This window comes from Enterobacter cloacae complex sp. AR_0002 (assembly GCF_001922365.1).
Lineage (GTDB): Bacteria > Pseudomonadota > Gammaproteobacteria > Enterobacterales > Enterobacteriaceae > Enterobacter > Enterobacter hormaechei_C.
This window is the reverse complement of record NZ_CP018814.1, coordinates 1,533,903-1,553,290: the sequence shown is the minus strand read 5'-3', so window position 1 is coordinate 1,553,290 and position 19,388 is coordinate 1,533,903. Positions and strand designations below refer to the sequence as shown.

The following is a 19,388-nucleotide window of genomic DNA, read 5'->3' as shown; positions in this document are numbered from 1 at the left end:
GGCCGCTACGCGGCGTTCTTTTTTATTCTTATTGGTGGAATATTCTTAAGAAAAGTCCAATTGTAGATCTTTGATCTGAAAAGTTGATTTCAAATGGACATTTGCTCTAATATGGCTTTGTAAACAAACGTCACTCACTTAACATTTATTTCTTTTAAAGAAAGGGACTGCTATGGCCGATTCATTCCAGAATGAGGTGCCCAAGGCACGCATAAATTTAAAGCTGGCTCTGCATACAGGTGGCGCGCAAAAGAAAATCGAACTGCCGCTTAAACTCCTCACCGTCGGTGATTTCAGTAATGGAAAAGAGAATCGCCCATTATCGGAAAGGGAGAAAATTAACGTCAATAAAAATAACTTCAACAGCGTACTTTCGGAATTTAACCCGGAAGTGAATCTGACGGTTCCTAACACAATGGCCGGGGATGGCTCGGAAGAAAGCATAAAACTGAATTTCTCCGATATTAAGGATTTCGAACCTGAACAGGTTGCCCGCCAGATCCCCCAGCTCCGCGCCATGCTGGCCATGCGTAATTTATTACGCGACCTCAAATCCAATCTCCTTGATAACGCTACTTTCAGAAAAGAACTCGAGAAAATTCTCAAAGACCCGGCGCTGTCTCAGGAATTACGCGACGAAATGAGTGCACTGGCCCCGAAATAAGCGGCATGTGTAATTTAATGGATTAACCGGGAATATGCTGATGTCTGTGAATACTGAAACCGCCTCCGCGCAGGGGCAGACCACCGTACTGGAAAAAGAGGGCGTTTACGCCTCCCTGTTTGAAAAAATCAACCTGACCCCGGCCTCCAGCCTGGGTGATATCAATGCGTTTCTGGATGACGCCGCGCTTTCTGACGCTCCGGCGGGTGAACGCCTGACGGCGGCAATGCAGGTGTTTATGGACTGCATCCGCAAATCCGGTCAGCCGGTGGAGAAGCTCGACAAAACGCTGATTGACCACCATATCGCTGAGCTGGATTTCCAGATCAGCCGTCAGCTGGATGCCGTAATGCATCACCAGGAGTTCCAGAAGGTGGAGTCCCTGTGGCGCGGCCTGAAGCAGCTGGTGGACAGCACCGACTACCGCCAGAATGTGAAAACCGAAATTCTGGATGTGTCGAAAGAAGATCTGCGTCAGGACTTTGAAGACGCGCCGGAACTTATTCAGAGCGGCCTCTACTGGCACACCTATACCGCCGAATACGACACCCCGGGCGGCGAGCCGATTGGTTCCGTGATTTCATCCTATGAATTTGACGCCAGCCCGCAGGATGTGGCGCTGCTACGCAACATCTCTAAAGTATCAGCTGCCGCACATATGCCGTTTATTGGCTCTGTCGGTCCGAAATTCTTCCTGAAAGACTCGATGGAAGAGGTCGCTGCAATTAAGGATATCGGCAACTACTTCGACCGCGCGGAATACATCAAGTGGAAATCCTTCCGCGACACCGACGACGCCCGCTACATCGGCCTCGTGATGCCGCGCGTGCTGGGGCGTCTGCCGTATGGCCCGGACACCGTACCGGTACGCAGCTTTAACTACGTTGAGCAGGTGAAAGGCCCGGATCACGAGAAATACCTGTGGACCAGCGCGTCGTTCTCCTTCGCGTCAAACATGGTGAAGAGCTTCATCAATAACGGCTGGTGCGTGCAGATCCGTGGCCCGCAGGCGGGCGGGGCGGTGAAAGATCTGCCTATTCATCTGTACGATCTGGGCACCGGCAACCAGGTGAAAATTCCGTCTGAGGTGATGATCCCGGAGACCCGCGAGTTTGAGTTTGCCAACCTCGGCTTTATTCCGCTCTCGTATTACAAAAACCGCGACTATGCCTGCTTCTTCTCGGCGAACTCCGCGCAGAAACCGGCGTTGTACGACACCGCAGATGCCACGGCCAACAGCCGCATCAACGCCCGTCTGCCGTACATCTTCCTGCTGTCGCGTATTGCGCACTACCTGAAGCTCATCCAGCGCGAGAACATCGGCACCACCAAGGACCGCCGTCTGCTGGAGCTGGAGCTGAATACCTGGGTGCGTAGTCTGGTGACGGAAATGACCGATCCGGGCGATGAGTTGCAGGCTTCTCATCCGCTGCGTGACGCGAAGGTGGTGGTGGAAGATATCGAAGACAACCCGGGTTTCTTCCGCGTGAAGCTGTTTGCGGTGCCGCACTTCCAGGTGGAAGGCATGGATGTGAACCTGTCTCTGGTGAGCCAGATGCCGAAAGCGTAAGGCGGTAGCAGGGATGAAAATTTATCGTCCGTTATGGGAAGACGGGGCCTTCCTGGCCCCGCAGCAGTTCCAGCAGCAGGCCCGCTGGGATGCACATGTGGCCGACACCGTGGCCCGGATGGCGCTGGCGAACCCGTGGGGTGTGCTGTGTGCGGAGTTCGACGAAGGCGCTCTGGCCCTTTCACGGCTGAATGCCACCCGGCTTTGCGTGCGCTTTGCGGATGGTACGCTGGTGGACACAGATCTGGCGGATAACCTGCCGCCGGTCTGTGATTTATCAGCGGCGGGGAGTGATGCAGTTGAAGTGCTGCTGTGTCTGCCACTCCTCAGCGCCAACGGCGGTAATCTGGATGACGGGCAGGACAGTGCCCGTCCGCGCCGCTGGCAGTCTGAACGGGTGACGGTGCAGGAACTGGCCGGGCATGAGCGCAGTGAACTGACGGTACTTCGTCATGCCCTGACGCTGCGGCTGTCGACTCAGGAAAACAGCGCCTGGCTTACCTGCCCGGTGGCGAGACTGATGCGAAACGCGCAGGGGCAGTGGGTACTGGAGCGGAGCTTTATTCCGCCGCTGCTCTCTTTATCTGCCAGCCCGCTACTGCTCAGCGAACTGAGTGATTTGCTGCACCGCCTTGCGGCCCGGCGTAAGCGCCTGATGGCAATGCGCCGTGAAAGCAACGAGCGGATGGCGGACTTCGCGGTGGCCGATGTATCGCTGTTCTGGTTGCTGAACGCCCTCAACAGCGTTGAGCCGGTACTGACGGAGCTGCACCAGGCGCCGTCCCGCCAGTACCGCACGCAGGATGATGAGCGGCGTGAGGATGTGGTGCGCGCGCTCAGTGAGCGCGTAGAGATTGCCGGCGAGTGTATTTTCGACATTCCGCTTAATGACATGGAGGCGGTAAGACCGTACGGCGAGTTGGACAACAGTGATGTTCAGCCTGATCCTGGCGAACGTGATGGTTCCTGCAAATCCCCTTTTAGATCCGTTCATGGAGTGAAAAATTATGAATCTCACTGACTCTTTGCAAAACGTTTTATCCGGGGCGGGAACCCTGAACCGCTACAGGCTGGATATTCCTTCCTGTCCTTCTCCACTTGATGTGGAAGACTTCAGCGGTATTGAAGGCCTGAGCAGAATTTACAGGTATGACATCATTTTTACTACTACGGACAAACATCTTGAGGCTGCCTGGTTTTTGTGTAAACCCGCAACCCTTACGATGGGGGGCGGGTTACTGGAGAGTCTGACTGAACAGAAAAAAATGCACGGTGTCATTACTCATTTCAGACGCATTACTGGCTCTGCCGACCAGACACAGTACCTGATCACGCTTAAGCCATTCCTGTTTTTGCTGGATAAGCAGCACCGCAGTCACCGTTTCTTTGTCAATAAGTCAGTACCTGCTGCGCCCGAAACGTCTTCAGGACGGGCATACCGAGATTTACTCGGTGGACAGCGTCAACGGCTCCGGGCGTACCGGCGAAGCGCACTATGTGCCGTTCACCAGTTTTCGCCATCAGGGCGGCATGATGCGTCGTCACGCGCCGGAACGATATTACCACACCCGCGTGAAGCGGGGCGTCACCGGGATGCACGATACCTGGCTGATACTGGGCGGCCAGCAGTGGGAAGCTGACCGGATGCTGGAGCGGGAGACAGTCTCGCTGCGCATCACTGGCACCAACGGCCAGTTACCGCGCCGGGCGTTGCAGAGCACGCTGCTGGACCGCTGTGAACAGGTCTATGACACGCCCCTCACCGTGCGTAATCTCTGCAAGCCGACGCTGCCCGCATACCCGCCTGCGGAGGATCGTTTCCACTGGCGGGTGATGAGCCATCTGGGCTCCCGGTTTCTCAATATGATGAGCAGCGCTTTGGTGCTGCGCGGCACGCTCTCGCTCTATAACTGGCGGGACGACGAGCTGAACAACCGTCGCCTCGATGCCATCCTGGATGTCAGGCACCACCGCATTCAGCGCTTTGAGGACGGTTTTTTGCTGCGCGGGCTGGACGTGGAGGTGACGCTCGACAGTAATGGATTTACCGGAGAGGGCGATATCCACCTGTTTGGCGAACTGCTTAACCGTTTTTTCGCCCTGTATGCCGACATGAATCAGTTTAACCAGCTCACGCTGATTGTTCAGCCAGAAGGGAAATGTATCCGGTGGAAAGAGAATCACAGTCCGCGCCTGCCCGGCTGGCACCGTCGCCGTCACGAAGTCCATTTTTTACAGACAGGTGAAAACCCTTCACCTGGATATTCAGGCGCGCGAAGGGGTGAACAACAACGCGAAGGGGGCATCGCTGGCAACGGTGGTGCGAATTTACCAGCTTAAAGAGCGTAAGGCGTTTGACAGTACTGATTATCCGTCGCTGTTCGCCAGTGACACTCAGGCCATTAAAGCCGATCTTGTGGCGGAAAAGGATATCCGCCTGCGCCCTGGCGAATCGGTGACGCTGGATATGCCGATGGAAGAGAGCGCGCAGGTTGTGGCGGTGGCGGGGATGTTTATGGCACCGGACCAGGTAAATGATACCTGGCGTATTACCCTGACCCGTGACGACCTTGACCCGGATAAGGCGCGGGTTATCGAAGTCAGTAATAATCGTCTGACGCTGAAACCGCTGGAGGGGGAATGATGCCGCGTCCGTCTCTGTATGACATGCTGTACGGTAACTTCGCCGGCGGGCTTGACCTGCACAGTGTCAGTGAGGAGAACCAGCTGATTTTATCAGTACTCGATAACATGCAGCGCATCCTCAACTGCCGCGCCGGTACGCTGGCTCACCTGCCGGACTACGGTCTGCCGGATATGACAAAAATCCTCCAGGGAATGCCCGGGACCGCCCACCAGCTGATTACCACACTGTCGGCTGTGTTGATGAAATACGAGCCGCGCCTGAGCCGGATTAATGTGGTGATGCAGGAACAGATTCAGCCCGGTGAACTCCGCTACGCCATTGATGCGGAGCTGAAGGGGGTGGGGCTAGTGCGCTACGGCACGGAGTTTATGCCCGAGGGCAGGGTATTAATCCGTCATCTGAAACAACAGCAGTATCTGGATAATACAGCCCGATTGTGAGCCAATTTTGAAATTCAGCACGTAAAACCACCCCACATCTTTTACCGACATCGCGAGGATGCATATTGCAGAGTTTCGCCTGCGAAAATAACCACTTCATGAAAATTGGGCGAGCAGGCAACATGAACGACCAGATATTTATTTTACCCTGGTCAGAAAATATACATTAAAGAGTTACTTTTCAATGAGTTATTGTAAAGCTTGTGCTGTAGCGGGTACTGAAATATTAATAATTGATTTCTTCGCCGTGAGTCATTGCATTTTATCTGGCGAAAAGGTCAATGGCTGAGGGGATACCCTGAGTATGATGACGTTAATCATGGATACAGATATGAAAATGAGAATTCTCCTTCTTATGGTCAGTGTACTTTTTAACATGCAGGCTGATGCCGCCCGTGGAAGACAGCCCTGCTCTGGCTCAAAAGGTGGCATAGCACACTGTACATCGGATGGTCGTTTTGTCTGCAATGACGGAAGTCTGAGCCAGTCGAAGCGATTCTGTTCAGGTTATGGTGCCTCCGAACTGCCCCGGCAGGTAAAACCCTCCCCCTCCGCCAGGAAAGCGCAGACGAAAAAGAGAATAGCCGTGAAAGGCCAGGAGCAGCGTGTTGTAGAAAACAATGCGCAGTTCGATACACAACCGCGGCAACCTACATGCGCCCCTCTCTATATGGCCAACAAGCCCGGATTCACCCATTTACCCATTTGTTCAGGTAATCAGTATTAATCCGCCAGTGTAAACGTTATTTGTCTGTTATTCGAACTGATAAGACGCTTGCAGGTGGAAACCCACCTGAACGCGCTGGGCGACCTGTTACAGCGTCTGGCATTAAAGCACGCCGTTCGCACCTTCCGGATACGTGGCAAACTTACTGCATGGCTGGCGTTTATGTTTTCTGCATGAGTGATAAAAGGGAGGGAAAATCATGACCAGGGCTGAAGAGTTTTGTCGTTCCTGAGATGTGAACACTGGCAGATGGATGCGCACGCGTCGCTCAAAAAACGATCTTTTTCAGGCGGATACTGAGATCAGAAAAGCATATGACCTTGAACAGTAACCACAGCGACTGAAGGGATATGCTAATGAAGCGACAAGATATAAACGCATTAAAGAATTTTGATTTTCTGGCACGCAGTTTTGCCCGTATGTACGCCCTGGGCCAGCCAGTTGATATCGATGCCGTGACCGGCAATATGAGTAATAAACAGCAGGCATGGTTCCGGGAGCGATATGACCACTACCGAAAGCAGGCTGAGCGGGCGAGAGTTATAGAACTGCGATGATGTAACGAACAATGGGCTTAACGGCCCGTTGCTTTTTTAGGTTCCAGCTACATTTTTGCAGGCTCCTGAGGTTGAAATATTTTGCGGTAACCACATATAGAAAGCGGGTAAGGAACACCTGCCCATAAGACATGAACTTTTTGAATATTCTTTTTTACTGTTCAGGAGGTACATGATGACTCTCAGAACCTTTCCCGTGTTGAACGATCTCTCCGACTCTCTGTTTGCGGACCGTTTTAACCGTATCGATCGCCTTTTTAGCCAGCTAACCGGCAGTACGCCGTTGCCCTCCACGCCTTCTTACAATATCCGGCGGCTGGGCGATAACCGCTATGAACTGACGCTCAGCGTGCCGGGCTGGAAAGAGAGCGAACTGGAAATTGAAACCGTTGGCGGTCAGCTGAATATCAGCGGTAAACGTGAAGAGGAGAAAACCGAAAACGGCGAAGAAGGGTGGATCCATCGGGGTATCAGCCGCAGCGACTTCCGGGCCAGCTATAGTCTGCCGGAGCATGTGAAAGTGACCGGCGCTTCGCTGGAAAACGGCTTACTGGCAATTGAATTACACCAGGATATCCCGGAAGAAGAGAAACCGCAGCGCATCGCCATCAACAACAACCCGGCGATTGAACATAAGCCGTAATCGTTGACTGACGTTGTTTTCACGCCCGGCAAACGCCGGGCGTTTTGCTAACCTGATGGGGCTTATGCCATTCCGCTTTTCCCGGTACGCGCGGGCTGGAGGTCACTTTCGATGTGCTTAAAAGGTTTGCTGCCTCTGCATGAGGCTGAACGGGAATGAAATGTGAGAGAAAACAGATTGGTGCGTCTGAATGGACTCGAACCATCGACCCCCACCATGTCAAGGTGGTGCTCTAACCAACTGAGCTACAGACGCAAGATGGTGCGTTCAATTGGACTCGAACCAACGACCCCCACCATGTCAAGGTGGTGCTCTAACCAACTGAGCTATGAACGCATTGTGTTGTCGGTGACAACGGGGACGAATATTAGCGGCACAGCACCAAGGTGGCAAGAGGGAAAATGCATTTTTCTCTCTGATTTCACGCGATTGCTTCATTACCGCGCAAAGTGAAGAGAAAGTAGCCGCCAGCCGGCGGCTACAGGGTCATTAACGTGCAGCGCGCTGCAAAATAACCGTAGAGGGCTGACGTTGCAGGAAACGCATGCGCAGCATCATCATAATGGCCGCAGACGTTAAGCCGATGATAAAGCCCATCCAGAATCCGGCTGGCCCCATGCGATCCACCACCAGATCCGTGAGCGCCAGAATGTACCCGCACGGCAGACCCAGCACCCAGTAAGCGATAAAGGTGATAAAGAAGATGGAACGCGTATCTTTATACCCACGCAGCACGCCGCTGCCAATGACCTGGATGGAGTCAGAGATCTGATAAATGGCCGCCAGCAGCATCAGGTGCGAGGCCAGAGTCACTACCTCCGGGTTGTCGTTATAGAGCAGGGCAATTTGCTCACGCAACAGCACGGTAAAGAGGGCGGTACAGACCGCCATGCAGACGCCGACGCCCAGCCCGGTGCGGGCAGCCGTTTGCGCATCCAGCGTAGAACCTTGCCCCAGACGGAAGCCCACGCGAATCGTCACCGCAGCCGCCAGCGACATCGGCAGAACAAACATCAAAGAGCTGAAGTTCAGCGCGATCTGGTGGCCTGCCACATCAATAATCCCTAACGGCGAGACCAGCAGGGCGACGACGGCAAACAGCGTCACTTCAAAGAACAGCGCCAGCGCTATGGGCAGACCCAGCTGTGTCAGGCGGGTCAACATCGACCAGTCAGGCGTGCTAAAGGCGGTGTCGTTGCGAATGTCGCGCATGGATCGCGCATGCTTAATGTAGGTGAGCATGCTTCCGAACATCACCCAGTACACCGCTGCCGTCGCCACGCCGCAGCCCACGCCGCCGAGTTCCGGCATGCCAAAATGACCGTAAATGAAGATATAGTTCACGGGAATGTTCACCAGCAAGCCGATAAAGCCCATCACCATGCCCGGCTTGGTTTTTGCCAGCCCTTCACACTGGTTACGTGCCACCTGGAAGAACAGATAGCCGGGCGCGCCCCAGAGCAGGGCGCGCAGATAACCGACCGCCTTATCCGCCAGCGCCGGGTCGATATTATGCATGGCGCGAATAATATACCCGGCGTTCCACAGGACGATCATAATCAGGACGGAGACGAACCCGGCCAGCCAGAAGCCCTGGCGCACCTGATGGGCCACGCGGTCACGTCGACCGGAGCCGTTAAGCTGTGCGATGACGGGCGTCAGCGCCAGCAGCAGGCCGTGACCAAACAGAATGGCCGGGAGCCAGATTGAGGTTCCGATCGCCACGGCGGCCATATCGGTGGCGCTGTAACCACCGGCCATTACCGTATCCACAAATCCCATTGCGGTTTGGGCTACCTGCGCGACGATCACCGGTATTGCCAGTGCCAATAACTGACGCGCTTCGATCATATACTTCTGCACGTGAACACCTTTGTATTGTAGTTATTTGAGAGACTAAAAAGGCCGCCGTTACTGGCAGCAAGAAGAAAAAACAGAGGGATGCCAGCTATTGTAGCGGGGTTTAACTAATTATCTAGTGAAAAAATCGCCAGAAATTGCGCATCACTGGCAACCTGTTTTTTCAACTGTTATTGTGGTGGGATTATACGGTGTCATCGCCGTTCGGAATGAACAGGAGCTGTAAGCATGTTTACTGGTATTGTGCAGGGCACTGCCAAAGTGGTGTCCATTGATGAAAAACCGAATTTCCGCACTCACGTGGTTGAGCTGCCTGAATATATGCTCGACGGCATTGAAACCGGGGCGTCGATAGCGCATAACGGCTGCTGCCTGACGGTGACCGAAATTAACGGTAATCAGATTAGCTTTGATTTAATGAAAGAGACGCTGCGCATCACTAACCTGGGTGAGCTGGTGGTGGGAGATATCATCAACGTTGAACGCGCGGCGAAATTCAGCGATGAGATTGGTGGGCATCTGATGTCGGGCCATATTATGACCACCGCAGAAGTGGCGAAAATTGTGACCTCGGAAAATAACCGTCAAATCTGGTTCAAGGTGCAGGATCCGTCATTAATGAAATACATCCTTTATAAAGGATTTATTGGCATCGATGGGATTAGTCTGACCGTCGGTGAAGTGACGCCTACGCGTTTTTGCGTGCATTTAATTCCTGAAACGCTGCAACGTACTACGCTTGGCGCAAAAAAATTGGGGCAGCGCGTAAATATCGAAATTGATCCGCAGACCCAGGCGGTCGTGGATACCGTTGAGCGCGTGCTGGCGGCGAAAGAGGCGGCGATAATAAAGACCGTGGAAGAAGAATAAAAATTAACCCCGGGAAACCGGGGTTATTTTTTCAGCGAGCCACCCGCAAGCCGTGCTCAATCCCACGACTAAACACCACCTGCCACAGCTGTATATCCCGCGCACGGAACGCGCCCGCACAGGCATTCAGATAATAGCTAAACATCCGTTTGAATCGTTCCGAATAGTTGTCGGCGATTTCAGGCCATGCAGCCTGGAAACGTTCATGCCAGGCCATCAGGGTCGTGTCGTAATCTGCGCCGAAGTTATGCCAGTCTTCCACAATAAAATGCGGTTCGCTGGCGTTCGCAATCTGGCGAACAGAGGGTAAACAGCCATTCGGGAAGATATATTTGTTGATCCAGGGGTCCACATTGTTATCGGTGCGCTTAGAGCCGATGGTGTGTAGCAGGAAAATTCCGTCAGGCTTCAGGTTACGATCGGCGACCTCAAAGTAGGTCTTGTAGTTCTTCGGCCCCACGTGCTCGAACATACCTACGGAAACAATACGATCGAACTGCTCATTCAGGTCGCGGTAGTCCTGAAGCCGAATATCAACATCCAGTCCCAGACAGCGTTCCTGCGCCATCTTCTGCTGTTCAGCCGAAATCGTGACGCCGACTACGCTGACGCCGTAATTTTTCGCCATAAACCAGGCAAGACCACCCCAGCCACAGCCGATGTCCAACACACGCATACCGGGCTGTAACTGCAATTTATCGCAGATCAGTTGCAGCTTATCCTGCTGCGCCTCTTCCAGGGTCGTCGCTTTTTTCCAGTATCCGCAGGAGTACTGCATTAAAGGATCGAGCATACGGCTGAACAAATCGTTGCCAAGGTCGTAATGCTCTTTACCGACGATCCATGCCCGTTTTTTACTTTGCAGATTGAACAGGCGGGCGGAGGCGATACGTAAGGTATCTTTGAAATGACGAGGGAGCTGTTTTTCAAGACCGGCGCGTAATACGCTGGAGAAGAACATATCCAGCCGCTCACACTCCCACCAGCCGTCCATATAGCTTTCACCCAGCCCTAACGATCCCTCCTGTAACACGCGTTTGAAAAAATCGGGATGCTTTATCTGGGGATCGGAGGGGGATGAGCCATTAATCGTAATGCCCGCACGTCCCAACAGTTCACTGACGATCCGGGACCAGTTATCGTCCGGAACGCTGACTTCTTCTATACACGATGAACTCATAGCTTCTCCATCACCTTGCTGTGATCAGAACCTTAAAACAGCGTAGACGCTTTTTTGGTTTGTGAGAAATCTCACGGTAAATGCCCGCGAGGCTAATATCCGACGTAGAACAGAGGAAGGGAGATAACCCTTGCCGAAATGCCTTCCATGGTAAAACGGGAGCGCTCCGGCTCCCGTTAACACTTAATATTTATCGTATTTAATCGAACCAAATTCAGTATAGGCCGCAAAATTTGGTGATTCAACAGAAAATTGTTAGCTACCTAATCACTGGTTTTTAACATAGTTTCCCGCGCAATCAGGCGTGCGACGTTTCGGTTTGTGCATTGTCATTCTGCTCGCGAAGCGCGGAGGACTGCATGCGATAGCCCAATCCCGCCAGCGCAACGGTGATCAGCATCACGCTGGTAGTGGTGAGCAGCGGGGTTGCAATCAACGCAGAGACCACGAGACTTGCCAGGAAGCACAGGCCAAGTTGCAGGGTATTTTGCAGCGCGGCAGCGCGGCCTGTCGCCTGCGGAAATGGACGCAACGCCTGGGCTACAACGATAGGGTAGATGGCCCCGTTAGCGATCGCCATGACGCAGAACGGAATCAAAATTTCTGCAAGCCCGGCGCCGGGAATAAAGCCGACAGCCCAGGTCGCAATCACGCTTAGCGCATACAGCACCAGCAGCCAGGGCAGCATCTGTTGGCCTTCCCATTTTTGCAGCGCGGCGCGACAGCCATAGCCACCCACCAGGAAGGCGATGGTCTGTGGTACATAGCTAAGGCCGATAGCCGCCGGGCTGTAGCCCATGTCATGCAGAATGAACGGCGAACCGGTCAGCCAGGCAAAGAAGCTGGCAGAGCAGGCGGCATAAATCAGCACGTTACCGCGATAGGCTTTCGACCGCAGTAAAGAGGTAAAGGTGATGGGCTTCGCGTCCGGATGCGTCTCTTTTTTATGCGCCGGTTTAAGCCCGAACGCGGGCAGCATCAGGACCAGCGTAATAGCAAAGAGCGTGGCGAAAATGGCCTGCCAGTCGAAATGCGCCAGGATCCAGCTGCCCAGTAACGGGGCAAGCGCCGGCGACAGGCCGACCAGGGGCATAATGGTGGCGAATATGCGGTTAGTGCGCGAGGCGGGGTAGTAATCGGTTACCAGCGCCTGCCAGGTCACCGCAGCGGCACAGACACCGACCGCCTGAATAAAGCGCAGCGCCAGCAGCCAGGCGGCATCGCGGACCCACAGCATGCCCAGACAGCCTGCGGCAAAAATCGCCAGCCCCAACAACAGGACGGGTTTACGGCCAAAACGATCCGAGAGCGGCCCCCACAGCAATTGCGCAAAAGCAAAACCGGCGAGGAACAAACTCAAACTGGCGCTGATGGCGGCGGCAGGGGTTTGCAAATCTTCCTGCATCGCGGCGAACGCGGGCAGATACATATCGGTCGCCAAAAAGCCCAGCACGCTTAAGCCGCCGAGCCAGACTAAAAATCCTTTCTTGGGTTGCACTTTTTTTCTCCTGAGGAGGCAGGTGTACGTTGGCGCAGAGTGTAGGGAGTGCAAAGCGGCTTGTGAAACGCTAATATTTGGCGGGTGCATTCAAAAAATTTGCAGGCTAAAGATGTGGTCAGATTATTCCCTTGAAGTGGTTGATGCCGTGGCGCGTAACGGCAGCTTTACCGGCGCCGCCCAGGAGCTGCATCGCGTTCCCTCGGCGATCAGTTACACGGTGCGTCAGCTGGAAGCGTGGCTGGCGGTGCCGCTGTTCGAGCGGCGTCATCGCGACGTGGAGCTCACGCCTGCCGGAGCGTGGTTTTTGAAGGAAGGGCGGTCTGTCATCAAAAAAATGCAGATCACCCGTGAGCAGTGCCAGCAGATCGCCAACGGCTGGCGCGGGCATCTCGCTATCGCGGTGGATAACATTGTTAAGCCGGAGCGGACCCGGCAGATGATCGTCGATTTCTATCGTCATTTTTCCGACGTCGAACTGCGTGTTTCGCAGGAAGTGTTCAACGGCGTCTGGGATGCGCTGGCGGACGGCAGGGCGGAGATGGCGATTGGTGCAACCCAGGCGATCCCGGTTGGTGGGCGCTACGCGTTTCGCGACATGGGCATGCTGAGCTGGACCTGCGTGGTCGCGCGCGATCACCCGCTGGCAGCGCTGGAAGGGCCGCTGAGCGATGACACATTACGCAACTGGCCCTCGCTGGTGCTGGAAGATACCTCCCGCTCGCTGCCCAAGCGCATTACCTGGTTGCTGGATAATCAGCGCCGCGTGGTCGCGCCGGACTGGGAGTCGTCAGCCACCTGTCTGAGCGCGGGGCTGTGCGTTGGCATGGTGCCGGTGCATTTTGCGCGCCCGCGCATCGACGCGGGAGAGTGGGTGGCTCTGACGCTGGAAAACCCCTTCCCGGATGCCGCATGCTGTCTGACGTGGCAGCAAAACGACGTCTCGCCCGCCATGGCCTGGCTGCTGGATTATCTGGGAGACAGCGAAACGCTGAACCGGGAGTGGTTGCGGGAACCAGCATAGCTGGCCCCGGAAAGTGATTAACGACGGTAGTCGCGGAACGGACCGTCCGCAACGGAACGGCGTTCTATCAGGCGCGGGTGAACTTCAATGGACTGGGACTGTTCACGCTTGTTGACGATCCTGTCCAGCAGCATGTTGAAGGCCGTTTCACCCAGCGAATCTTTCGGCTGGTGAATGGTGGTCAGCGCCGGGGTAAAGAAGCGGGCGTTGCGCACGTTGTCATAGCCGATCACCGAGATATCCTGGGGGACGCGCAGGCCGAGTTCATCTGCCGCGCATAGCGCGCCCATCGCCATGATGTCGCCGCCGCAGAACACCGCGGTAGGGCGATGCGGCTGGGAGACGATCTGCTGCATGGCGCGATAGCCTGACTCCGGCTCGAAGTCGCCCTGAACAATCCAGTTTTCCGGCACGGTGATCAGCGCCTCTTCCATCGCTTTCATGAAACCGGCCAGACGGCCAGCACCGGTGTTACGCTCCAGAGGACCCGGGATCACGCCAATTTCACGATGACCGCGTTCTACCAGATAACGCCCCGCCATGTAGCCGCCTTCAAAGGCGTTATCAATAACGGAGTCGGTGAAGTCTGCGCGCGCCTCGCCCCAGTCCATGACTACCATCGGAATGTGGCGATACTCTTCCAGCATGGAAAGGACCGACTCAGGGTATTCAGAACACATTACCAGCAGGCCGTCGACGCGCTTTTGCGCCATCATTGACAGGTAAGCGCGCTGTTTTTCAATGTTGTTCCACGCATTGCCCAGAATCAGGGTATAGCCTTTCTGGAAGCAGTTTTTTTCAACGGCTTCGATGATTTCAGCAAAATAGGCCGCTTCACTGCTGGTGGCCAGCAGGCCAATCGATTTGGTGTGATTAACCTTCAGGCTGCGGGCGACGGCACTTGGCGAGTAGTGCAGTTCTTTGATTGCCGCCCAGACGGCATTACGCGTCTCTTCAGCGACGAAACGCGTTTTGTTAATAACATGTGATACGGTTGTAGTGGAAACGTTTGCGCGTTTTGCTACGTCTTTAATTGTTGCCATTAAATGTCACTCCAGACCATATCCTAAGCTCCTGAAAAAATTGAAGGTAAACGTTTGCCTTCTCTCACCCTTATTACGCAAACATGAGTTGCGACACGCCGGGAAAACGACACAGGACGTCAGGAGGGGGTCAGTGGCCGGTACGCTAATAAATTTAGCGTGGAATTTTGTCCTATCTTGATGAAAAGGGGAAGAGGTAAAGTGGATATCCGTTTAAATCCTGGAAGATTTTTGACCTGAACTGTGTAAAAATGAGCAAGCTCACTTTTCGTAGGGTGAATAAAAGGAGAAAAATTGATGAGTACCGATCTGAAGTTTTCGCTGTTTACCACCATTGTTGTTCTTGCTCTGATTGTTGCCGGTGGTTTAACCGCTGCACTGCACTGATTCAGGCGGAGGGAGAACCTTCTCCCTCTCTTGCCGCTATTGTTACCTCTCCGGCAAAAATCTTTTGCCAAAATGTTAACTTCTCATTTTTTGTGATTGATGTCATGCTTTTGACTTCTTAGTTCTGTGCCGGGTTATGGCACGGTATCCGGAGTCTCTTCATGAAAATCAATTTTCCCCTGCTGGCCCTGGCGATTGGCGCCTTTGGGATTGGCACCACTGAATTCTCCCCGATGGGGTTATTGCCTGTTATCGCCCGGGGGGTAGACGTCTCTATCCCTGCGGCCGGTATGTTAATTAGCGCCTACGCGATCGGCGTGATGGTGGGCGCGTCGCTGATGACGCTTCTGCTTTCGCACCGTGCGCGCCGCAACGCGCTGATTTTCCTGATGGCGATTTTCACTCTCGGCAATGTGTTTTCCGCGATTTCGCCCGATTACACCACTCTGATGCTTTCGCGCATTCTTACCAGCCTCAACCATGGCGCCTTCTTCGGACTGGGCTCGGTTGTTGCTGCCAGCGTGGTGCCAAAACATAAGCAGGCCAGCGCGGTAGCCACTATGTTTATGGGCCTCACCATCGCTAATATCGGCGGCGTTCCCGCCGCCACCTGGCTGGGAGAAGCCATCGGCTGGCGTATGTCTTTCCTCGCAACCGCCGGACTGGGCGTGGTCGCGATGGTTGCGCTGTTTTTCTCACTGCCGAAAGGAAGTGCTGGAGAACGTCCGGAAGTACGTAAAGAGCTGGCGGTGCTGATGCGTCCTCAGGTGTTGTCCGCGCTGCTCACCACGGTGCTGGGGGCCGGGGCGATGTTTACGCTCTACACCTATATCTCCCCGGTGCTGCACGACATAACCCACGCAACGCCACTCTTTGTTACCGCGATGCTGGTGCTGATTGGTGTCGGGTTCTCGATTGGCAACTATCTCGGCGGGAAATTTGCCGACCGCTCCGTCAGCGGGACGCTGAAAGGTTTTTTAACGCTGCTGATTGTCATCATGGTGGCGATTCCGTGGCTGGCGCGTAACGAAGTGGGTGCCGCGATTGCCATGGTGGTATGGGGCGCCGCAACCTTTGCCGTGGTGCCACCGTTGCAGATGCGTGTAATGCGCGTTGCACACGAAGCGCCGGGGCTCTCTTCATCGGTGAATATCGGTGCGTTTAACCTGGGCAATGCGCTGGGGGCCGCAGCGGGCGGGGCGGTGATCTCCGGTGGTTTGGGTTACAGCTTTGTGCCGGTGATGGGGGCGATCATTGCCGCACTCGGCCTGCTGCTGGTGATAATGTCTGGTCGTAAACAGCCTCAAGCGGTGTGTACGGCGGAATAAACAAAAACGCAGAAGGGCTGCCCCTTCTGCGTGTCTCTTACGCGGCGAAGTTCTTCGCAACAAATTCCCAGTTAACCAGTGCCCAGAAGTGTTCCAGGTAGTTCGGGCGCGCATTACGGTAATCAATGTAATAGGCGTGTTCCCATACGTCCACGGTCATCAGCGGCGTGGCGCTGGTGGTCAGAGGGGTACCCGCATTAGAAGTGGAAACGATAGCCAGTTTGCCATCAGCCTCTTTTACCAGCCAGGTCCAGCCGGAGCCAAAGTTTTTAACGGCTGCGTCAGTAAACTTCGCTTTAAAATCCGCGAAACTGCCGAACGCGGCGTTAATCGCTGCCGCCAGCTCACCGTCAGGTTCTCCGCCTGCATTCGGGGCCAGGCAGTGCCAGTAGAAGGTGTGGTTCCACACCTGTGCGGCGTTGTTGAATACGCCGCCGTCTGAACTGCGCACGATCTCTTCCAGCGTTTTGCCTTCAAAATCGGTGCCCTTGATCAGGTTATTCAGGTTGGTGACATAGGTCTGGTGATGCTTGCCGTAATGGTACTCCAGGGTTTCCGCGGAAATATGCGGGGCCAGGGCGTCTTTTGCATACGGTAGTGCAGGTAATTCGAACGACATTGCTTCTCTCCTTATAGTTTTATACGTTGCCAATAACCCTACAGACAACAAGGACAGGATAGCAAATTGAAAGGGTATGCAAAAGAGGAACTTACCCTGCCACAGAGGCGGCAGGGCAGGGGCTAGCGGATGGTTTTTGGCGTCATCACGCGGCGCGCACCCACATAGTGGCGCACCCAGTAATCTTCGCTGAGAGAGGTGATCTGAATGTCCTGACCGCTGCGCGGTGACTGGATAAATTTACCGTTACCCACATACACCCCAACGTGATCGGCCGTACCGCGTCCCTGGGTGCGGAAGAACACCAGGTCGCCATTTTGCAGTTCGCCACGGTTTACAGGGGCGGCGTCGCGCAGATGGTACATCTCATTGGCGGTGCGTGGAATGCGAAACTTCACCAGATCTTTATAGGCATAATAAACCAGCCCACTACAGTCAAAACCGGTGCGCGGAGAGGTGCCACCCCAGCGATACGGTTTACCTATTTGCCCCATCAGTTTGTTCATCGCCGTTTTTTGCGCTTTCTGCATGCGCGCTTTATGCACGTCAGCCAGCTTCGTCACTTTTGCGCATTTCGTTTTATGGCCTTTGCGCACGGTGCATTTTTCATTCACCAGGCTGGCGGTTGTGCGGGTGGTTTTGTGCGTGCCGGAGCGGAGAGTTTTGGTTTTACTGGAGGCGGTCTTTTTGGTCTGAGCGGTGATTTTCTTCTTAACTGTTTTGCTGGTGGTTTTTTTCTTACGTTCTGTGGATTTTGCCAGATGCGTTTTTTGTACAGCAGAATGCCGCGCCTGTTCAGAGGCGTTCGCCGCTGGCGTAAATGAGAGTGTGGTAAACAGTAAAGCACAGAGCGTCATCGAGATTTTAGTTATCCGCGCCACTGGGCAGTCCCCTGATAAATGCAGGCCACAATGCATACCCGCGTGAGATTTACAAAACCTGTCGATTCTAATCCATAAATTCAGAAGAAGTTAATAGCATTTTTCATTCAAAAATTATGTTTCGTTAGCAAGTGCAAAAAAATTCACCATTCTGACGCACTCCTGTTCGCTCCTTAAGCAAAACCGCACCCCGTCTGGCGATAAACGACATTAGCAATGCAACTTTATGCGATAAGCGATAAAATAATTATACGTGACAAAAATGTTATTTTCCGATGTCGGCCTGACCCGCTACAATGTCAGACTGATGCCGTAACAGAAGTTAAAGGAAGCAAGACATGAGCACCACTATTGAAAAAATTCAGCGCCAGATCGCTGAAAACCCGATTCTCCTGTACATGAAAGGTTCTCCGAAGCTGCCAAGCTGCGGCTTCTCCGCGCAAGCGGTTCAGGCGCTGTCCGCCTGTGGTGAGCGTTTTGCTTACGTTGATATCCTGCAAAACCCGGACATTCGCGCTGAATTGCCAAAATACGCAAACTGGCCGACCTTCCCACAGCTGTGGGTTGATGGTGAACTGGTTGGCGGATGCGACATCCTGATTGAAATGTATCAGCGCGGCGAACTGCAACAGCTGATCAAAGAGACTGCGGCGAAGTATAAAACCGAAGAGCCGGACGCAGAATAAGTTTTCTGCGGATATAAAAAAGCGACCACATTATGTTGGTCGCTTTTTTTTTGTCCTGGGGGGCTGTTGATAACCCAACCTACGATTGAAGATCGGCCTCGTCGCCCATCGGCAGCGGCCAGCCGCCCAGACGTTTCCAGCGGTTGACGATCTCACAGAACAGCTCCGCCGTACGCTCGGTGTCGTATAACGCGGAATGCGCCTGGGTACCGTCAAACGCAATACCCGCCGTGATGCAGGCTTTCGAGAGCACGGTTTGCCCCAGCGCCAGGCCGCTCAGCGCGGCGGTGTCGAAGGTCACAAACGGATGGAATGGATTACGCTTCAGCGAGGCGCGCTCGGCGGCAGCCATGGTGAAGCTGTGATCGAACGTAGCGTTGTGGGCTACCATGATGGCGCGGCTACAGTCATTCTCTTTCATGCCTTTGCGCACCATTTTGAAAATGGCGTGCAGCGCCTCGTATTCGCTTACCGCCCCGCGCAGCGGGTTTGTCGGATCGATACCGTTAAAGGCCAGCGCCTCTGGCTGTAAGTTTGCCCCTTCAAAGGGTTCAACGTGGAAATGCAGCGTGGTGTCCGGTACAAGCCAGCCCTGTTCATCCATCTTCAGCGTGATGGCGGCAATCTCAAGCAGCGCATCGGTTTTAGCGTTAAATCCGGCTGTTTCTACATCAATGACAACGGGATAAAAACCACGAAAACGGTCGCACAGACCGGTAAATTGAGCGTTATCGGACATCAGGGTCTCTTACAAGGGGGAAAAA

The 19,388-nt window shown here is 54.2% G+C and carries 18 protein-coding genes, 2 tRNA genes and 4 pseudogenes; 15 read left to right on the top strand and 9 right to left on the bottom strand.

The window, feature by feature from the left end; all coding sequences use genetic code 11:
- Positions 1-172 precede the first annotated feature (172 nt).
- From tssB to AM329_RS07575, 10 genes and pseudogenes are all read left to right on the top strand, one after another.
- Complete coding sequence (tssB, locus tag AM329_RS07620) at positions 173-664, top strand: type VI secretion system contractile sheath small subunit (protein ID WP_003856899.1); 492 nt, start codon at positions 173-175, stop codon at positions 662-664.
- A gap of 40 nt (positions 665-704) precedes the next feature.
- Entirely contained in the window at positions 705-2,234 is a 1,530-nt protein-coding gene (gene tssC, locus AM329_RS07615; protein WP_032610204.1) for a type VI secretion system contractile sheath large subunit, read from the top strand.
- Positions 2,235-2,247: 13 nt separating this feature from the next.
- Positions 2,248-3,021: pseudogene (tssK, locus tag AM329_RS07610) on the top strand (type VI secretion system baseplate subunit TssK); the annotation flags it as partial.
- A 220-nt stretch (positions 3,022-3,241) separates the two neighbouring features.
- Positions 3,242-3,652: pseudogene (locus AM329_RS07605) on the top strand (contractile injection system protein, VgrG/Pvc8 family); the annotation flags it as partial.
- Positions 3,633-4,436, top strand: a pseudogene (locus AM329_RS07600) (type VI secretion system baseplate subunit TssF); the annotation flags it as partial. The pseudogenes AM329_RS07605 and AM329_RS07600, both read left to right, overlap by 20 nt.
- Before the next feature lies 1 nt (position 4,437).
- Positions 4,438-4,878 (top strand): annotated as a pseudogene (tssJ, locus tag AM329_RS07595) (type VI secretion system lipoprotein TssJ); the annotation flags it as partial.
- Entirely contained in the window at positions 4,878-5,321 is a 444-nt protein-coding gene (tssE, locus tag AM329_RS07590; RefSeq protein WP_032610207.1) for a type VI secretion system baseplate subunit TssE, read from the top strand. The pseudogene tssJ and the gene tssE, both read left to right, overlap by 1 nt.
- Before the next feature lie 331 nt (positions 5,322-5,652).
- Entirely contained in the window at positions 5,653-6,048 is a 396-nt protein-coding gene (locus tag AM329_RS25785; RefSeq protein WP_032610209.1) for a hypothetical protein, read from the top strand.
- A gap of 356 nt (positions 6,049-6,404) precedes the next feature.
- Positions 6,405-6,605: a cell surface composition regulator GlgS gene (gene glgS, locus AM329_RS07580; RefSeq protein ID WP_022650936.1), complete on the top strand. Its 201-nt coding sequence runs from the start codon at positions 6,405-6,407 to the stop codon at positions 6,603-6,605.
- Between the two features lie 172 nt (positions 6,606-6,777).
- Positions 6,778-7,248 carry an Hsp20 family protein gene (locus AM329_RS07575; protein ID WP_003857647.1) on the top strand — a complete coding sequence of 157 codons (471 nt, stop codon included), beginning with the start codon at positions 6,778-6,780 and terminating at the stop codon, positions 7,246-7,248.
- Between the two features lie 178 nt (positions 7,249-7,426).
- Here the strand turns inward: AM329_RS07575 and AM329_RS07570 are convergent.
- The 3 genes from AM329_RS07570 to mdtK all read right to left on the bottom strand — a co-directional run bounded on the left by AM329_RS07570 (position 7,427) and on the right by mdtK (position 9,111).
- Positions 7,427-7,503 (bottom strand) — tRNA-Val (locus AM329_RS07570).
- A gap of 4 nt (positions 7,504-7,507) precedes the next feature.
- Positions 7,508-7,584 (bottom strand) — tRNA-Val (locus tag AM329_RS07565).
- A gap of 153 nt (positions 7,585-7,737) precedes the next feature.
- Complete coding sequence (gene mdtK / locus AM329_RS07560) at positions 7,738-9,111, bottom strand: MdtK family multidrug efflux MATE transporter (protein ID WP_032609058.1); 1,374 nt, start codon at positions 9,109-9,111, stop codon at positions 7,738-7,740.
- Between the two features lie 225 nt (positions 9,112-9,336).
- Here mdtK and AM329_RS07555 point away from each other — a divergent pair, with 225 nt between their 5' ends.
- The gene (locus AM329_RS07555; RefSeq protein WP_003857643.1) at positions 9,337-9,978 is read left to right on the top strand and encodes a riboflavin synthase; all 642 of its coding nucleotides are present in this window, start codon (positions 9,337-9,339) and stop codon (positions 9,976-9,978) included.
- Between the two features lie 31 nt (positions 9,979-10,009).
- On the opposite strand, the gene cfa is transcribed toward AM329_RS07555, so the two are convergent.
- Both cfa and punC read right to left on the bottom strand, forming a co-directional pair.
- Positions 10,010-11,158: a cyclopropane fatty acyl phospholipid synthase gene (cfa, locus tag AM329_RS07550; RefSeq protein WP_003857641.1), complete on the bottom strand. Its 1,149-nt coding sequence runs from the start codon at positions 11,156-11,158 to the stop codon at positions 10,010-10,012.
- Between the two features lie 298 nt (positions 11,159-11,456).
- Positions 11,457-12,656 (bottom strand): purine nucleoside transporter PunC, encoded by a 1,200-nt coding sequence (gene punC / locus AM329_RS07545; RefSeq protein WP_032609059.1) that lies wholly within the window; start codon positions 12,654-12,656, stop codon positions 11,457-11,459.
- A gap of 112 nt (positions 12,657-12,768) precedes the next feature.
- On the opposite strand from punC, the gene punR reads away from it, so the two are divergent.
- Positions 12,769-13,680, top strand: coding sequence for a DNA-binding transcriptional activator PunR (gene punR, locus AM329_RS07540; protein WP_003857638.1), 912 nt, complete (start codon positions 12,769-12,771; stop codon positions 13,678-13,680).
- A gap of 17 nt (positions 13,681-13,697) precedes the next feature.
- On the opposite strand, the gene purR is transcribed toward punR, so the two are convergent.
- Complete coding sequence (gene purR, locus AM329_RS07535; protein WP_003857634.1) at positions 13,698-14,723, bottom strand: HTH-type transcriptional repressor PurR; 1,026 nt, start codon at positions 14,721-14,723, stop codon at positions 13,698-13,700.
- A 297-nt stretch (positions 14,724-15,020) separates the two neighbouring features.
- On the opposite strand from purR, the gene AM329_RS25450 reads away from it, so the two are divergent.
- Positions 15,021-15,110, top strand: coding sequence for a YnhF family membrane protein (locus tag AM329_RS25450; RefSeq protein ID WP_003857632.1), 90 nt, complete (start codon positions 15,021-15,023; stop codon positions 15,108-15,110).
- Positions 15,111-15,271: 161 nt separating this feature from the next.
- Positions 15,272-16,438: an MFS transporter gene (locus AM329_RS07520; protein WP_075155259.1), complete on the top strand. Its 1,167-nt coding sequence runs from the start codon at positions 15,272-15,274 to the stop codon at positions 16,436-16,438.
- Between the two features lie 37 nt (positions 16,439-16,475).
- Here AM329_RS07520 and sodB read toward each other — a convergent pair whose 3' ends face one another.
- Together sodB and AM329_RS07510 are read right to left on the bottom strand one after the other, a co-directional pair.
- A complete protein-coding gene (gene sodB, locus AM329_RS07515) occupies positions 16,476-17,057 on the bottom strand; it encodes a superoxide dismutase [Fe] (RefSeq protein WP_003857629.1) in 582 nt (193 codons plus the stop codon).
- Positions 17,058-17,179: 122 nt separating this feature from the next.
- Positions 17,180-17,938: a C40 family peptidase gene (locus tag AM329_RS07510; protein WP_023313959.1), complete on the bottom strand. Its 759-nt coding sequence runs from the start codon at positions 17,936-17,938 to the stop codon at positions 17,180-17,182.
- A gap of 338 nt (positions 17,939-18,276) precedes the next feature.
- On the opposite strand from AM329_RS07510, the gene grxD reads away from it, so the two are divergent.
- Positions 18,277-18,624: a monothiol glutaredoxin 4 gene (gene grxD, locus AM329_RS07505; protein WP_003832760.1), complete on the top strand. Its 348-nt coding sequence runs from the start codon at positions 18,277-18,279 to the stop codon at positions 18,622-18,624.
- Between the two features lie 79 nt (positions 18,625-18,703).
- On the opposite strand, the gene rnt is transcribed toward grxD, so the two are convergent.
- Entirely contained in the window at positions 18,704-19,363 is a 660-nt protein-coding gene (gene rnt / locus AM329_RS07500) for a ribonuclease T (protein WP_003857625.1), read from the bottom strand.
- Between the last annotated feature and the right edge of the window lie 25 nt (positions 19,364-19,388).

Coding starts and splice junctions, on each gene's coding strand:
- tssE (WP_032610207.1), top strand. CDS start 4,878: ATGCCGCGTCCGTCTCTGTATGACATGCTGTACGGTAACTTCGCCGGC.
- AM329_RS25785 (WP_032610209.1), top strand. CDS start 5,653: ATGAAAATGAGAATTCTCCTTCTTATGGTCAGTGTACTTTTTAACATG.
- rnt (WP_003857625.1), bottom strand. CDS start 19,363: ATGTCCGATAACGCTCAATTTACCGGTCTGTGCGACCGTTTTCGTGGT.
- punR (WP_003857638.1), top strand. CDS start 12,769: ATGTGGTCAGATTATTCCCTTGAAGTGGTTGATGCCGTGGCGCGTAAC.
- AM329_RS07575 (WP_003857647.1), top strand. CDS start 6,778: ATGATGACTCTCAGAACCTTTCCCGTGTTGAACGATCTCTCCGACTCT.
- glgS (WP_022650936.1), top strand. CDS start 6,405: ATGAAGCGACAAGATATAAACGCATTAAAGAATTTTGATTTTCTGGCA.
- grxD (WP_003832760.1), top strand. CDS start 18,277: ATGAGCACCACTATTGAAAAAATTCAGCGCCAGATCGCTGAAAACCCG.
- sodB (WP_003857629.1), bottom strand. CDS start 17,057: ATGTCGTTCGAATTACCTGCACTACCGTATGCAAAAGACGCCCTGGCC.
- tssB (WP_003856899.1), top strand. CDS start 173: ATGGCCGATTCATTCCAGAATGAGGTGCCCAAGGCACGCATAAATTTA.
- tssC (WP_032610204.1), top strand. CDS start 705: ATGTCTGTGAATACTGAAACCGCCTCCGCGCAGGGGCAGACCACCGTA.
- AM329_RS07520 (WP_075155259.1), top strand. CDS start 15,272: ATGAAAATCAATTTTCCCCTGCTGGCCCTGGCGATTGGCGCCTTTGGG.
- AM329_RS25450 (WP_003857632.1), top strand. CDS start 15,021: ATGAGTACCGATCTGAAGTTTTCGCTGTTTACCACCATTGTTGTTCTT.
- AM329_RS07555 (WP_003857643.1), top strand. CDS start 9,337: ATGTTTACTGGTATTGTGCAGGGCACTGCCAAAGTGGTGTCCATTGAT.
- cfa (WP_003857641.1), bottom strand. CDS start 11,158: ATGAGTTCATCGTGTATAGAAGAAGTCAGCGTTCCGGACGATAACTGG.
- purR (WP_003857634.1), bottom strand. CDS start 14,723: ATGGCAACAATTAAAGACGTAGCAAAACGCGCAAACGTTTCCACTACA.